Origin of the sequence: Micromonospora sp. NPDC049679 (assembly GCF_040659735.1) — a bacterium.
Classification (GTDB): Bacteria; Actinomycetota; Actinomycetes; order Mycobacteriales; family Micromonosporaceae; genus Micromonospora_I.
Genome location: NZ_JBFANZ010000067.1, coordinates 1 through 14,820 on the forward strand (window position 1 = coordinate 1; position 14,820 = coordinate 14,820).

The 14,820-nt window shown below is 70.2% G+C and carries 15 protein-coding genes and 1 pseudogene; 7 read left to right on the forward strand and 9 right to left on the reverse strand.

The genetic code is table 11. From position 1 onward, the window contains the following. The 4 genes from AB0J06_RS25450 to AB0J06_RS25465 all read left to right on the forward strand — a co-directional run. Positions 1-193, forward strand: a 193-nt coding sequence (locus AB0J06_RS25450; RefSeq protein ID WP_357432061.1) for a hypothetical protein, incomplete at its 5' end; no start/stop codon positions are given. A 23-nt stretch (positions 194-216) separates the two neighbouring features. Further along, positions 217-933: a hypothetical protein gene (locus AB0J06_RS25455; RefSeq protein WP_357432063.1), complete on the forward strand. Its 717-nt coding sequence runs from the start codon at positions 217-219 to the stop codon at positions 931-933. A gap of 13 nt (positions 934-946) precedes the next feature. Continuing rightward, positions 947-1,489 (forward strand): hypothetical protein, encoded by a 543-nt coding sequence (locus tag AB0J06_RS25460; RefSeq protein ID WP_357432065.1) that lies wholly within the window; start codon positions 947-949, stop codon positions 1,487-1,489. Between the two features lie 106 nt (positions 1,490-1,595). After that, positions 1,596-2,093, forward strand: a complete 498-nt coding sequence (locus AB0J06_RS25465; RefSeq protein ID WP_357432067.1) for a hemerythrin domain-containing protein — start codon at positions 1,596-1,598, stop codon at positions 2,091-2,093. A 91-nt stretch (positions 2,094-2,184) separates the two neighbouring features. On the opposite strand, the gene AB0J06_RS25470 is transcribed toward AB0J06_RS25465, so the two are convergent. From AB0J06_RS25470 to AB0J06_RS25495, 6 genes are all read right to left on the reverse strand, one after another. Then, complete coding sequence (locus AB0J06_RS25470) at positions 2,185-2,661, reverse strand: DUF402 domain-containing protein (protein ID WP_357432069.1); 477 nt, start codon at positions 2,659-2,661, stop codon at positions 2,185-2,187. 78 nt (positions 2,662-2,739) lie between these two features. Further along, the gene (locus tag AB0J06_RS25475; RefSeq protein WP_357432071.1) at positions 2,740-4,182 is read right to left on the reverse strand and encodes an aldehyde dehydrogenase family protein; all 1,443 of its coding nucleotides are present in this window, start codon (positions 4,180-4,182) and stop codon (positions 2,740-2,742) included. Between the two features lie 39 nt (positions 4,183-4,221). Then, positions 4,222-5,280, reverse strand: a complete 1,059-nt coding sequence (locus AB0J06_RS25480; RefSeq protein ID WP_357432073.1) for an ABC transporter permease — start codon at positions 5,278-5,280, stop codon at positions 4,222-4,224. Continuing rightward, positions 5,264-6,811, reverse strand: coding sequence for a sugar ABC transporter ATP-binding protein (locus tag AB0J06_RS25485; RefSeq protein ID WP_357432075.1), 1,548 nt, complete (start codon positions 6,809-6,811; stop codon positions 5,264-5,266). Before AB0J06_RS25485 ends, AB0J06_RS25480 begins: the two co-directional genes overlap by 17 nt. Positions 6,812-6,846: 35 nt before the next feature. Further along, positions 6,847-8,067 (reverse strand): TMAO reductase system periplasmic protein TorT, encoded by a 1,221-nt coding sequence (gene torT / locus AB0J06_RS25490; protein WP_357432078.1) that lies wholly within the window; start codon positions 8,065-8,067, stop codon positions 6,847-6,849. A gap of 81 nt (positions 8,068-8,148) precedes the next feature. Next, positions 8,149-9,294, reverse strand: a complete 1,146-nt coding sequence (locus AB0J06_RS25495) for an NAD(P)/FAD-dependent oxidoreductase (protein WP_357432080.1) — start codon at positions 9,292-9,294, stop codon at positions 8,149-8,151. 464 nt (positions 9,295-9,758) lie between these two features. On the opposite strand from AB0J06_RS25495, the gene AB0J06_RS25500 reads away from it, so the two are divergent. Together AB0J06_RS25500 and AB0J06_RS25505 are read left to right on the forward strand one after the other, a co-directional pair. Then, positions 9,759-11,432, forward strand: coding sequence for an amidohydrolase (locus AB0J06_RS25500; protein ID WP_357432082.1), 1,674 nt, complete (start codon positions 9,759-9,761; stop codon positions 11,430-11,432). 43 nt (positions 11,433-11,475) lie between these two features. Further along, positions 11,476-12,483, forward strand: coding sequence for an Lrp/AsnC family transcriptional regulator (locus AB0J06_RS25505; RefSeq protein ID WP_357432084.1), 1,008 nt, complete (start codon positions 11,476-11,478; stop codon positions 12,481-12,483). A 69-nt stretch (positions 12,484-12,552) separates the two neighbouring features. Here the strand turns inward: AB0J06_RS25505 and AB0J06_RS25510 are convergent, their stop codons facing one another. The 3 genes and pseudogenes from AB0J06_RS25510 to AB0J06_RS25520 all read right to left on the reverse strand — a co-directional run. Further along, positions 12,553-12,780, reverse strand: coding sequence for a hypothetical protein (locus tag AB0J06_RS25510; protein WP_357432086.1), 228 nt, complete (start codon positions 12,778-12,780; stop codon positions 12,553-12,555). A gap of 74 nt (positions 12,781-12,854) precedes the next feature. Beyond that, positions 12,855-13,109 carry a hypothetical protein gene (locus tag AB0J06_RS25515; protein ID WP_357432088.1) on the reverse strand — a complete coding sequence of 85 codons (255 nt, stop codon included), beginning with the start codon at positions 13,107-13,109 and terminating at the stop codon, positions 12,855-12,857. Between the two features lie 200 nt (positions 13,110-13,309). After that, positions 13,310-13,897 (reverse strand): annotated as a pseudogene (locus AB0J06_RS25520) (GGDEF domain-containing protein); the annotation flags it as partial. A 461-nt stretch (positions 13,898-14,358) separates the two neighbouring features. Here AB0J06_RS25520 and AB0J06_RS25525 point away from each other — a divergent pair. After that, positions 14,359-14,598, forward strand: a complete 240-nt coding sequence (locus tag AB0J06_RS25525; RefSeq protein WP_357432090.1) for a DUF397 domain-containing protein — start codon at positions 14,359-14,361, stop codon at positions 14,596-14,598. The last annotated feature ends 222 nt before the right edge of the window (positions 14,599-14,820 follow it).

Below are 14,820 nucleotides of genomic sequence, written 5' to 3' on the forward strand. Positions count from 1 at the left end.
GGAGCCGCACGCGTCCCCCGCCGGTGCGCCTGCCGAGCCGGCTCCGGCCGCGCTGGCCGGGTACGACCCGGCGACCGGGCTGGTGCTCGGCCCGGACGGTCGGCCGCTGCAGTTCGGTGGGACCGGCGGACAGTACCAACTGGCGGGGGACCAGTCGTGGAAGCAGTTGCTGCTGGCCGGGGTGACCCCGTGACCGGCGCACCGAAGGAGGTGACGATGCAGACCCGTGAGGAACGCACGTTGAAACTGATCAAGGGCGCGAAACCGGGTACGCCGGGTCGCAACGTCCGGCGCCGCGCCTTCACCCGGCACGTTCCCCCGCCGGAGGAGCCGGTCGAGGCGTTGCTGAAGAAGCTCGACTCCGAACCGGTCGACGGGCCCGCGGACGATCCGACGGCGTCGAGCGGGACGGCGCCCGTCACGGAGCGGGACGCGCCCGCCGTTCCGCGCGGCCGTCGGGTGCTGATCGCCCTGCTCGTGGCCGCACTCGCCGCCGGGCTCGCAGCGACCGGGGTCTTCGGTCACCGGTGGTACGCCGACCGGTCGTTGGATGCCGCCCACCAGGCGGCGCTCGCCGCGGCCAAGCAGACCACCGTCAATTTCGTCTCGGTGAGCGCCTCGAGCGTCGACCGGGACCTGCAACGGATCTCCGCCGGCGCGACCGGGGAGTTCAGGGAGCAGTTCACCCGGGGCGGGCCGCAGGTCCGGGCGGCGGTCGTGGAGAACAAGGTCGAGTCGCGTGGCTCGGTGCTGCGCGCCGGCCTGGTCTCGGGGGACCGCCGTTCGGCCGTGGTGCTGGTGGCGATCGACGCCACGGTGAAGAACGTGAACGCGCCCGACGGGCGGGCGTCGCACTACCGGATCCAGGTCGACATGGCCCGTGACGGGCGATCCGGGAAGTGGCTGGTCTCCCGCCTGCAGTTCGTCGGTTAGTAAGGAGAGTCGGATGGGTTCCCTCGGCACACTCACGCGGCGGTTGCGGCCGCGCCTTCGCCGGACGACCGGCAGCGGGCCGCGCCGCATCCCGCTGGTCCCGGCGCTGGTCGCCGCGACGCTGCTCGCGGCGGCGGCCGCGGGGGCCGGCTGGTACGGCCACGATCGCGCGGAGCAGCGCGACACGGCGGTCCGCCAGTCGCTCGCCGCCGCGACCGCCGCCGCGAAGGCGATCTTCTCGTACGACTACCGCACCTTCGACACCAGCGTGGCGAACGGGCGCACCTTCGTGACGGGGAAGTTCGCCGACGAGTACGCGCAGACGACGGCGGCGTTGAAGGCGACCGCCGCGACACAGCAGGCGGTGGTGCTGGCGGAGGTCACCGCGACCGGAGTGGTGACCGCCACGGCCAGCCGGGTGGAGTTGCTCGTCTACCTCAACCAGTACCGCCGTAACGTGAGCACGGCGGGGGAGAAGGTCGATCAGAACCGGGTGGTGCTCACGATGGTGCCGGTCGGCGGTGACTGGAAAGTCGGCCAGGCCACGGCGATCTGACGACGGTGGGGTGGACGTTCGGGTGATGGCTTGTGCCGTTTCGGGCTGTTTGCCGGGCAGGGATGCGGGTACCTCGCCGCACCACTACCGAGGAGGTCGTTTCCGTATGCCCGCCGACGCCATCGAACTGTTGACCAGCCAACACAAGGAGATCCGGGCGCTGTTCCAGAAGTTCCAGAAGTCCGCGGAGACCGCCACGCCGCAACAGAAGCAGGCACTGGTCGGTCAGATCTGCGAGACGCTCACCGTGCACACGTACCTGGAGAACGAGTGCATGTATCCGGTCACCCGGCAGATGTGCCCCGGCCTGGAGTCGGACGTGCTCGAGTCCTACCAGGAGCACCACGTCGCCGATGTGCTCAGCGCCGAACTCGCCGAGATGAGCCCCGACGACGAGCGGTACGTCGCGAAGGCGACGGTCCTGATGGAGACCATCCTGCACCACATCGACGAGGAGGAGCAGGAGTGGTTCCCGAAGGTGCGTGAGGGCATGGACCGCAAGCAGTTGCAGGAGATGGGTGCCCAGATGGCGCAGATGCAGAAGAACGCCCCGCGCAGCCCGAGTGACGCCCTGAAGAAGGCGGTCAGCGCCATGCCCGTCTAGGTCGCGTCGCCCCGTTCACGTCTCACGATCGCGACGATCTTGCAGTCACGGCCTCCCCGAAGCGGGAGCCATGACTGCAAGATCGTCGGGGTCACAGGAGCTGGCCGGCGCGGGCCAGCTCTTCCAGTTCGTCCAGGGCCCGGCGGGCCCGCGCCGCCGCCTCGGGGTCGCGCTCGGCGAGGCCGCTCGCGGCGAACTCATCCTCGTCGAGCCGGAGGATCGTCGCTCCGTCGGCGGAGCGCCAGAGATCCAGGTCGAGATCGGTGACGAGGAGCTCACCCGTCTCGACCCGCGCGGGGCGGGTCACGTCGCAGTACCAGCCCTTCAGCGCCCCGTCCGCGCCGCGGACCTCCTTGATCGAATACCACCGGTCGCGCCAGTAGTGCTCGGTGAAGACGTCACCGCGTTCGAAGCGGACGAAGCCGAAATCCCGCGATGCCGCGCCCGCCCACGGCGCACGCACGACGAGCTGCGTCCCGTCGTCGGTCAGCACGACCGCGGGGTACGTCACGTCCGGGCGCGGCGCCTTCAGCAGCCGGACCGTCACCTCGCTACCGGGGGTCAACAATTCGATCTCCCTCTCCGCCCGTCAAACGCGTTCGCGGCCCGGCTATGCCGGGCCGCGAAGACGAGGATAGGGGAGCGGTCAGAGCGGAAGACCGGTGAGGACGAGGACCTTCTCGTACGTGTAGTCCTCCATCGCGTACCGCACGCCCTCCCGGCCGACGCCGGACTCCTTCACCCCGCCGTACGCCATCTGGTCCGCGCGGTAGCTGGGCACGTCGCCGATCACCACACCGCCGACCTCCAGTTCCCGGTGGGCCCGGAACGCGACCTGCAGATCCCGGGTGAAGACGCCGGCCTGCAGGCCGTAGCGGGAGTCGTTGACCCTGGCGAACGCGGCGTCCACGCCGTCGACCGCCTCGATCACCAGCACCGGACCGAAGATCTCCTCGCAGGTGACCTTCGCATCGGGCGGCACGTCGACCAGCACGGTGGGGGCGACGCTGGCCCCCGTACGCGTGCCGCCGGTCAGCACCGTCGCGCCGGCCGCGACGGCCTCCTCGACCCAGGTCTGTACCCGGATCGCTGCGGCCTCGTCGATGAGCGGCCCCACGTCGGTGGCCTCGTCCCAGGGGTCGCCGGTGCGCTGGGCCTCGACCGCCGTCGCGATCCGTTCGGCGAGCGCGTCGGCGACCGACCGGTCGACGATGACCCGCTGCACCGAGATGCAGGACTGGCCGGCCTGGTAGTTGGCGAAGGTGGCGATCCGGGTCGCCGCGAAATCGAGGTCGGCGTCGCTCGACCAGTCCGGGCAGACCACCGCGGCGGCGTTGCCGCCGAGTTCGAGGGTCACGTGCTTGTGCGGCACCGATTCTCGGATGCTCCACCCCACCGGCCCGGAGCCGGTGAACGAGACCACCGGCAGTCGCGGGTCGGACACGAGTGCGGCGGTCTCCTCGTTGAGCAGGGGCAGCACCGACCACATCCCGGCGGGCAGCCCGGTCTCGGCGAGCAACTCGCCGAGGACCAGCGCGGAGAGCGGGGTCTTCGGCGCCGGCTTGATGATCACCGGTGCGCCGACCGCGATCGCCGGGGCGACCTTGTGCGCCACCAGATTGAGCGGGAAGTTGAACGGCGCGATCGCCAGCACCGGTCCGCGCGGGAAGCGGCGGGTGAGCGCGACCCGGCCGGCCGCGGTCGGATCGGTGTCCAGCCGCTGCAGCTCGCCCGACCAGCGCCGCGCCTCCTCGGCCGCCCACCGGAACGTGGAGACCGCGCGGGACACCTCGCCCCGCGCCCACTTCAGCGGCTTGCCGTTCTCGGCGGTGATCAGACGGGCGATCTCCTCACCGCGCTCGGCGAGCCGGCGCGCCACGTGCGTCAACGCCTCCGCCCGGGCGAACGCGGGCAGCGCCGCCGCCTCGGCGGCAACCGCCTGCGCGGCCGCCACCGCCGCCTCCACCTGCGCGTCCGTCGGCACCGAGACCGACGCCACCAGGCGCCCGTCGTACGGATGCCGGACCTCGAAGCTCCGATCGCCCGTGGCGGGCTCGCCGGCTACCCAGAACTCGCGTGCGTCGCTCATCGCTGCGCCACTTCTCCTTACCGATCTCGTACGGGGCAACTAGCGGCTGGTGCTCCGGCGCCGCAGCCGGTCGATGACGACCGCGCCGATGAGCAGCACGCCGAGCACGACCTGCTGCGTGTAGCTCGAGACCCGGATCAGGTTCATGCCGTTGTTGAGCACCACCAGGAACAGGGCGCCGATCGCCGCCATGCCGAGCCGTCCCTCGCCGCCGAAGAACGACGTGCCGCCGAGCACCGCCGCCGCGATCGAGTAGATGACGAACTCGGAGCCGAGGTTCGGCTCGCCGGAGGAGACCCGGGCGGTGAGCAGGATGGCGGAGAGCGAGGTCAGCGTGCTGCAGAGCACGAAGGCCAGCACCTTGCTGCGGAGCACCGGCACACCGACCAGGCGGGCGGCGTTCTCGCCGCCACCGACGGCGTAGAAGTAGCGACCGACGGTCGTCCAGTTGAGCACCAGGTAGAGCAGGGCGAAGACCGCGAGGGCGATCAGCAGGGAGAGCGGCACCAGGCCGATCTTGGTGTTGCCGATCGTCCGGGTGAAGGTCCGCGGCAGTCCGGTGATCGGGCTTCCACTGGAGATCATCAGCGCGACGCCGAAGGCGATCGCTCCGCTGCCGATGGTCACGATGAAGGACGGCACCCGGAACTTCGCCACGATCAGGCCGTTGATCAGCCCCATGGCCAGCCCGACCCCGAGGCCGGCGAGCACGCCGAGCACGACGGGCTGAAGGCCGTCGCCGCCGACCTTCACCATCACGGTGGTGGAGACGACGCTGGTCAGCGCGATCGTCGAGCCGACCGACATGTCGATCTCGGCGGTGACCAGCACCAGCATCTGCGCCATCGTGATGATGAGCAGGAACGACAGTTGCCGTCCGATGTTCGTGCCGTTGAGCGGCCCGAGGAACCGCGGCTCGATCGTCGCGAAGATCGCGACGGCCGCGATGAGCATGACGGGGAGCAGCCCGACCCGCAGCAGCGCGCTGACGAGCCGCGACGGCCCCGGGCCGGGCGCCGCCGGCGACGGGTGCTTGCCGAGCACGGGGGCGTCCTGCGGGTTGGACGACCGCTCGTCCAGATCAAGCGGACTGGTCACGGTCCACACTCCCTGAAGTGACAGAAGGCTCGCGCGAGCCGAAGAACGCGCGAACGACGTTTGCCTCGGTCAGTTCGTCGCCGCGCAGGTCGGCCACGACCTGCCCGTCGCGAACCGCGTAAATCCGGTGTGACATCCCGAGGATCTCCTCGGTGTCGGACGAGATGAGCACCACGGCGGCGCCCTCCTCGCAGAGTCGGTTCATGTATTCGTAGACGTCGGTCTTCGCGCCGATGTCGATGCCGACGGTCGGCTCATCGAAGACATGGACGGGGAAGCTTTTGGCGAAGGAGCGCGCCAGCAGCGCCTTCTGCTGGTTGCCGCCGGAGAAGCCGAGGATCGACCGTCCGGGGTCGGCCGGCTTGATGGAGAGCGCGTCGATGACCCGGTTGGTCCGCGCCGCCCCCTCCCGCCGGTTCACCACGCCGAAGCGGGACATCGTCCCGGCGGCGATGGAGGGGAGCGTGATGTTCTCGCGGAGGGTTCCGGTGGTGACCAGGCCCTCCTGGTGGCGGTCGGCGGGGTAGTAGATCATGCCCTGGCGCATCGCCCGCTTCGGGTTCGGCTTCGGCAGGGCCCGTCCGTCGATCTCCACCGAGCCGCCGCTGACCGGCTCCAGACCGAAGCAGGCGCGGCCGATCTCCGACTTGCCCGAACCCACGAGCCCGGCCAGCCCGACGATCTCGCCAGCCGCCACCTCGAACGACACGTCCCGCAGCAGCGGACCGGTCAGCCCCGAGACGCGGAGCCGTACCTTGCCGGGCCGCGCCTCGGTGCGGGGGTAGAGCTTTTCCAGGGTCCGGCCGGACATCATCTCGACCAGCGTGTCGTCGGTGACTCCGGCGGCGGCGATGGTGCCGATCTTCTGGCCGTCGCGCAGCACCGTGACCCGGTTCGCCAGCTCCTTGATCTCGGCAAGTCGGTGGGAGATGTAAATGATCCCGATGCCGCGTTCGCGGAGCCCGGTGAGGATCTCGAAGAGTCGGCGCGTCTCCCCGAGGCTCAGCGATGCCGTCGGTTCGTCGAGAATCAGGATGTCGGAGCTGCGGTGCAGCACCCGGGCGATCTCAACGAGCTGCATCTGCGCGCGGGACAACCCGGCGACCGGGGTACGCGGGTCGAGCTCGACCCCGATGCGCTCCAGCGCCTCCGTCGCGCCGGCGAGCATCCGCCGCTTGTCCAGTAGCCCCATCCGGCGCTGCTCGTGTCCCAGGAAGATGTTCTCCGCGACCGACAGCGCCCGGACCAGGCTCATCTCCTGGAAGACCGTGCCGACTCCGTGGGCCGCCGCCGTGGTGGGGGTCAGCGCCCCCAGTTGTTGCCCGTTGATCGAGATCGTGCCCTCGTCCTGCCGGACGGACCCGGAGATCGTCTTGATCAGCGTCGACTTTCCGGCGCCGTTCTCGCCGAGCAGGGCGTGGATCTCGCCTCGGCGCAGGTCGAAGGAGACCTGGTCGAGTGCTTTGACACCCAGGTACCGTTTCGTGATCCGTTCGGCGCGGAGAACCACGCCCTCCTCGTGATGCGTCATCATTCCTTCTCTGGGCTCGACGTGCCGCTCACGCTTCACTTATCGCTCACGCGGAAGACCGGCTTGAAGTCGGCGGGCGCGAAGGTCGTCTCCGGGATGAACGAGTCGAGGTTCGCGTCCTCGCCGGCACCCGGTCCGCACACCAGCAGCGGGGCGGGGAAGGCTCGGCCGCGTTGGTCGTCGAGCGGGATCTTCTCGAGCAGCCGGACCGCCATGTCGATGGCGATCCGGGCCTGCATCACCGGCTGGTCGGAGACACCGCAGGTGACGTTGCCGTTCTTGATCTCGTCGAAGGTGGACGGGATGAGGTAGTCGGCGAAGATCTTCCGCTGGCCGCCCGCCACGTCCCCGGCGACCGCGGCATCGGCCGTCACCGCGGTGCCGGCGAGCACCGTGATGCCCGGATCGGCCTGAACCGTGTCCTCCAGGAGCTTGAGCTGGACCTCCTTGGAGGTGTCGCCATACTTGGTCGCCGCGACGGTCGTTGGGCTGCCCTTGATCGCGTCGGTGAAACCGGAGGTGGCGTCCTCCGCCCAGCCGGCGCCGGGCGGGCCGGGGAACCAGGCGACCTTCTCCGTCTTGTTCTGCTTCTTGAGGTAGTCACCGACCGCCGCGCCCATCTCCCGCCAGTTCAGCACCGCGCGAGCGCTGACCTTGTCGCTGGAGATGCCGTTGAGGCCGTCGATCACCACGATCCCGTCGTCGATCAACTGCTCGACCTTCGCGTCCAGGCCGTTGAAGCTGATCGCGCCGATCACGATCGCCTCGGCTCCCGAGGCGACGCAGTCGTCGATCTGGTTGAGCTGCTTCGACAGCTCCGTGTAACCGCCCGCCTCGTAGACGTCGAGCTCCACGCCGAGCCGGCGCGCCTCCTGCACCGCGCCGTAATCAGCCGCCACCCAGTACGGGTCAGAGACGTGCGGCATCGCGAAGCAGATCCGCCACCGGTTCGAGACCAGGTCCTTGGGGATCGCGTTGTAGACCCCCTCGGTCCGGGGGCCGTTGCAGCCCTCGCGCGTCGTGCCCGGGTCCGCGCAGTCCACGTAGAGGGTGGGGTACCACCACGCGTCGCTCCGCAGCGACGCCCTGATCTCCGCGGCGGAGGCGGTGAAGCTGCCCTTGTCCGAGCCCGGAACGGGCTGGGAGGGGTCATACCTGCTCTCCCCGCGCCGGCTGTCCTGGCCCACGCTGCAGGCGCTGAGCAGGAGCGCGGCCGCGGTGGCCAACGCCGCGGCCTTCGCCTTACCCTTCGGCATTCTCGTTCTCCATCGTCCGGTCCTGCCCGGGGCAGGAGTGCTCATCGCTCAGCGCGTGGGGGTGGTGGACAGGAAAAGCGGTCAGCTCGCCTTCCGGGTCGCCTTGCCGATCAGCTCGGCGCCCTGGTGGGCGGCGACGTTGACCCGCGCCTGCCAAGGCCGCGACTTGCCGGCCGCCCAGACCAGCGCGGAACGCACGTCGGTCAGCGGGCGCGGCCAGCGGGTGCCGACCTTGCCGTAGAGGCGCGAGTACTTCTGCGTCGCGTCGGTGACCGGACGCTGGCGCGCCTCCCAGCCGAGCAGCGCCGACGGGACGTTGGCGGCGCCCTCGAGCATCATGGCGAGCGCGTAACCGTTGGTCATCGCGAGGCAGGCGGCCTGGCCCAGGTTCGGCGACATCGCGCTCGCGGCGTCGCCGACCAGCGCGACGTGGCCCTTGACCCAGCCGTGGCAGCGCACGTCCGAGAACGACGCCCATCGCGAGACGTTGGGGACGCGGTCGAAGAAGTGCCGCAGGTGCGGGAACGACTCGCTCCACGACTCCACGTTGAACGGGCGCTCACGGCCGGCCAGGTCGGTCGCCGGGCAGCAGGTGTAGATGTAGACCTGCTCGTCGGAGACGGGGGTGATGCCGACGCGGCGGCCGCCGTTCCAGTATTCCAGCGCGTGGTTGACCGGGTCGTGCGGGAGCCGTGGGACGAGGTGTCGGCTGCAGCCGTCCATCAGGTCCTTGACCACGATGTTCAGCCCGACGGAGTTCCGCACCGCGGAGCCGACGCCGTCCGCGCCGACGATCAGGTCCGCCTTGTGCGAGGTGCCGTTCTCCAGGAACAGCTCGCCGTCCTCCGAAGCGCCCGCGACGAGCGAGTTCGTGACGATCTCGACGCCCGCGCGCTTCGCGGCGTTGCCGAGCGCGCGGTGCAGGTCGGTGCGGAGCACCGTGTAGAGCCGCACGTCGTCGGACTTCATCCAGTCGTCCTGGATGGGGCGCTGACGCTCATCGAACAGTCGCCAGCTCTCGATGCGCTCGGCCCGGCCGAGCGCCTCGTCGAAGGCGCCGATGTGCTCGAGCACGCGGACGGCGTTCTCCCACATGAAGATGCCGGCGCCGATCTCGCGCAGCTCACTGCCACGCTCGTGGACCCGCACGCTCCAACCGCGCTGCGCGAGTGCCGTAGCGACCGTCAGGCCGCCGAGGCCGCCGCCGGCGACCTCTGCATGACGCACCCCAGATGGCATTGAACCGCCCTCCAACCGAGCGAACCTTGGTGAGAAGCCGACGCGATGGCGCGCCGGCCGGATGATCCTCATGACCAGAAGTGAGACGCCGCTCACTCCGGCTACGGGCTAGAACGTAAACAGTCCGTTACGACGATGTCAAGGACAGAAACCGTCGAGGTTTCTCGTAAACGGGCTGGATATCGGAGGAACGTCGATTCGTGGGACGCCAAAGGCTGCCCAGTACTGCTTCACGGCTGGATTCAGCCCAGAGGGCGGGAAGAAACGGCTGGATCTAGTAATTGACGGCCGCCGAAAGGGACGTTACCGTCATCGCCACCGTGCGGGACGGCGAGAAGTGACCCGACGGGCACCGTGTGTGGGTGTACGGCACGCTAACCGGCCGGCATCAGGCCCGCCGCCGCAGCGGCAGCCGTCCCAGTTTGTGGTAAGTCGAGGAGGACTCAGCCGATATGGACCGCGCCGCCGATCTCGTTCTGCTCTCGAACCGGGTCATCTGGATGACCGAGGGCGATCCCGTGTCGCCCGGCTTCCTCGCCGTACGCGACGGGAACATCGTCGCCACCGGCCCCCGCGCGGAGGCGGACGCGCACATCGGTCCCGACACGGTCCTGCACGACGTCGGCGATGCGCCGATCATGCCGGGCTTCGTCGACGTCCACGCGCACATGGAGGTCGCCGCCCGCACCGCGTACCAGACCGTGGACTGCCGGGCGCCGCGCTGCCGCAACGTCGCCGACGTGCTCGACATCCTCCGGGACCACCTGGACGAGGCGGTGGACGGCTGGCTCGTGGGCCAGGCCAACCTCTTCTTCGACCAGAAGCTCGCCGAGAAGCGGCTCCCCACGCGGGCCGAGCTCGACTCGGTCAGCACGGAGGTCGCCATCGTGATCCGCGCCGGCGGCCATGTCAGCGTGCTCAACAGCCGCGCCCTCGAACGCGCCGGCATCGACGGTGGCTACCGCGAGGCCGACTACAGCATCACCGGCCTGCCGACCGTGGAGCGGGACGAGCACGGCGAGCCGACCGGCGTGGTGAAGGAGATGGACAACCTTCTCCCGCTGCCGAAGCTCTCCGGCGACGCACTGCGCGCCGCGATCCGCGACGGGGTCCACGGCCTCTTCACCGCCAACGGCGTCACCACCATCGGGGAAATCTCGGAGACGGTGGCCGGTCTGCGCGAGATGGACACGTTGGTGCGGGACGGCGAACTCGCCGCCCGTCTACGGGTCTACCTCTGGGCACCCGGCACCGTGAGCCTGCAACAGGCGTGCGCGCACGCCGACTGGCTCGGCCTCACCGCTCCCGAGGACCTCATGCGGATCCACGGGGTCAAGATGTTCGCCGACGGCGGATACTCGGCGGCCAGCGCGGCGGTGAAGAAGCCGTACGTCCACGAGGGGCACCACCACTGCGGCGAGGTCGCGCTCAGCCCGGACCAGATCGGCGACGCGCTGCGGCAGACCGCAGCGGCCGGCCTGCAACTCGCGGTGCACGCCAACGGCGACCGCGCGCAGGAGGAGGTCTGCAAGGCGATCGAGGCCGCCGGTGGCGCGCGGCCCGGCGCGCCCGCGCCCCGCGTCGAGCACGCCGGCAACTTCCTGCCGGAGCCCGAGGCGACCGAACTGTGGCGGCGGGCCGGCATCATCCCCGTGCCGCAGCCGGTCTTCATCTACACCTTCGGCGACTTCTTCCCCACCTACCTGGGCGACTACGGCCGGCTCGGCCGCTTCCCGTTCCGCCGCCTCGTAGACGAGGGCTGGGCGATCACCGGCAGCTCCGACGTGTGGATCGGCTCGGAAGAACGCGCCACCAACCCGTTCTTCAGCATCTGGTGCTGTCTGAGCCGGCAGTCGTTCCTCGGCGAGGAGCTCGACGGCGATCAGCGGATCACCCTCGCGGAGGCGTTGCGCATGCACACCATCAACGGCGCGCGCACGCTCGGTGAGGAGGAGGTGTACGGCTCGCTGGAGCCGGGCAAGAAGGCCGACGTGATCGTGCTGGACCGGGACCCGTTCGCCGGTTCCGCGGACGACCTGCTCGACGTGCGGGTGGACGCCGTATTCCTCGGCGGTCGGCTCGTCCACGACCGACAGGTCGAGGTGACCCACAATTCCCGCATCTAGCGCGGGACACGCGCACGACTTCTCTCCCGCTATTTTGGCTGGCATGCACGGATCGGAGCACATCGTGGCCGGGTTTCTGGGCGGCGCCTTTCCGGTGTCCGACGCGGACCACGTACCGCTCTCCGAGCTCGACCGCGCGCTGATCCGGCTGCTGCAGCTCGACGGTCGGCAGTCCTTCGCCGCGATCTCCCGCGAGCTGCGGGTGCCGGAGAAGACAATCCGCCGGCGCGTCAACGAACTGCTCGAGAGCCGCGTCATCCAGATCACCACGGTCGCCGACCCGGCTGTGCTCGGCTACACCGTCGCGGCCATGGTCGGCGTGAAGGTGGACGGCCGGCGCGGGATCAAGCCGTTGGTCGAATCGATGGCGCAACTCCCCTCCGTCGACTACGCGGTGATCACGACCGGGCGGTACGACGCGCTGGTCGAGGTGCTCTGCCGGGACACCGCCGAGCTGCTCACGGTCATCGACGAGTCGTTCGTCCGGGCCCCCGGCGTCCGGTCGGCCGAGGTGTTCCCCTATCTCCAGCTGCACTACCAGGACCCGGTCTGGGACGTGGCGCAGCAGCGGGGGGAGAACGGCGACACGGAGACGCTGGCGCCGCTCGACGCCGCGGACCGACGGATCGTCGCGGAGCTGAGCGGCGACGGGCGCCTCCCGTTCGGGCTGGTGGGGGAGCGGCTCGGCATCTCGGAGTCGCAGGTGCGCAAGCGGGTCACGCGGATGCTCCAGGAGAAGACCATCCGGATCACCGCTATCGCCAACCCGCGAAGCCTCGGCTTCACCATGCAGGTCTGGGTGGGCATCCGGGTGGCGCCGGGCCACAGCATCAACGACCTCGCGAGCACCCTGACAAAGCTCTCGTCGGTCAAGTATGTCGTCGCGTGCGCCGGGCGCTTCGACATCTTCGTCGAGGCGGTCTGCCGTGACGCCCGGGACGTCATGCACGTGGTTGACTCGGAGATCCGGACCCTTACCGGGGTCGCCCAGACCGAGCTGCTGCTCTGCCTCGACCTCTACTACCGGGCGGTCCAGCCGGTGCAGAACTAGCGCGTCCCTGCCACGATGCGCCGGTCCGCCTCGTGGCAGACGGCGACCGTTTCGTTCTCGGCTACCCGCCTATTCGCATCCGTCCTGGCCCCGACGGCGCGCGTCGGCATCGCCCGGATCGCAGCAGTCCGCCCGGTGGCGGTACACCCGCCGCTGGCGTCGCCCCACCTCGGCGGTCTCATCGGTCAGCTCGTAGAGGTGCGTCCCCACGACGACGGTCGGACCGGCGACGTCGACCAGCGTCCCGGCCGCCGGTCCGTCGAGAAGCACGGCCCGGGCGGACGGCGCAGCTGCCATATCGCCCACGGTACGGAGGAACCGGTGGCGGGTGGCGCCATTGGTTCCTCGCGCCACTCGTACGGGCGGACGGGTCAGCGCTGGTCGAGCAGGGGGTCCGCGTCGGAGCGGGCGAGCACGTACCGGGCGGTGAGGGTGTCGACGCCGGTGCCGCGGGCGCCGGCGGGGCGGTAGGTGACCGTGGCGGCCCGGGCGGAAACGGCCTCGACGACGCCCGCGCGCCAACCGCCGTCGCGGTACACCCAGACGGGGTCGGCGGGGCGGTAGTCGTCGGTCGGGGCCACCTCGCCCGCGTCCCGCGCGTGAGGGTGAATGGTGGGCGTGGGCATGGTTACTCTCCTGCCGGCTCGACGAGGGGGGTGGTCTCAACGGGGCGTCGCGGGTGGGGCCGCAGCCCCGTCGTGCCGACCCGCCCGGCCAGTGAGTTGGTCGCACGCGGTGGGAGGGACGCGTGCCGGGAGTCGGCCATCCGGGGGGCCACCGTCGGCGCGATCGGAGCTCGGGCGACATGCGGGAGGGGTCGTCGGGCGTTCTTGGCGTGGTACATCGCGGCGTCGGCGTCGCGCAGCGCCTCGGCGAGCTCGGTGGTGCCGCGCAGCGGAGCCAGCCCCACGGACGCGGTCACCGTCGCTTTCTCCCCGGCCACGTCTATCGGCTCGGCGAGCGCCTCGGCGAGCCGACGGGTGGCGTGCCGCAACGAGTGCCCGTCGTGGGTGGGGGCGGTGAGGAGGCCCGCGAACTCGTCGCCGCCGAGCCGGGCCACCAGGTTGTCGCCGGCGTACGCGGCGAACCGTCGGGCGACGGTGACCAGGACGTGATCGCCCGCCGCGTGGCCGAAACGGTCGTTGATCTGCTTGAAGTCGTCGAGGTCGAGCACGACGGCGATGAGCGGTTGCCGTGCCGGGTCCGCGGTCAGCCGGGCGCCGATCTGGTAGAAGGCGCGTCGGTTCGGTAGGCCGGTCAGTTCGTCGTGCGTGGCGGCGTGCCGTTCGGCGGCCAGCTCGGCGTGGAGCCGTGCGATCCGGGTTTCGGCGCGGAGCGCCCGATGCCGTAGCTGCCAGGCGGCGGTGAGCCCGGCGAGGGCGGCGACGCCGGCTGCGAGCGTGAGGGGGTCCACTGTGGCTGTCCCTTCAACGGGCGGTGGTCTCGGCGGCGAGGCCGACAGCGGCGGACCGGCGTGCAGTAGGCACGGAACGCGATCGGCGCGCCGGGGGCCGGTCACCGCCCGAAAGTCCGTTCCGTGCCGGTCGGATGGCTCTCCGGAGCGCCGTTTTCGTGGTCAATAGCCCTTTCCGATCACGAAGCGTGAGCGACTGGGTACAGCTACGTCTGCGGTATCATGCTCGCTGAAGCTTGCAGACGCAAGAGCGGATGCACGTGCAGATGCACGACGGTCATTCTCCCGGGGGTGCCGCGGACGAACGCGATGACGTCAATGCGGGTCATCGTCGACCGGCCGGGATCACGTACGCCCGGGCCCGTGGCCGCCGCGACGGCTCGCGGCGGAAGCGCTTCCGCCCGGAACGGCCGCCGGCCCGCCCCAGTTCGCACAACCACGCAGCGTCGTAGAGAGATTCCATGTACCCATCGCACAACGGCATGCCCGCGACGCAACTGCCGGCCCTGATCTGGCAGAAAAGCCGCCGCAGCAATCCCAGCGGCAACTGTGTGGAGCTCGCGGAGTTGCCCGACGGGGCGGGGATCGCGGTGCGGAACTCGCGGTACCCGGACGGCCCCGTATTGATCTACACGTTCGACGAGATCGCCGCCTTCGTCGGGGGCGCGCGTGACGGGGACTTCGACAACCTTCTCCGCTGACCCCGGCGTCCGCGCCCGCGACAGCGCAACCGCGTCCGCTGTCTCACGCTCAGTTCATGGGATGCTTACCAACAGAATCGCCAACACCCCGAACAGCGGCAGGAACGAGCACAGCGTGTACACGTACTCGATGCCGTGGATGTCTGCCAGGTGCCCCAGCAGAGCCGCGCCAATCCCGCCAAAACCGAACATCAAACCGAAGAACACCCCGGCGATCATCCC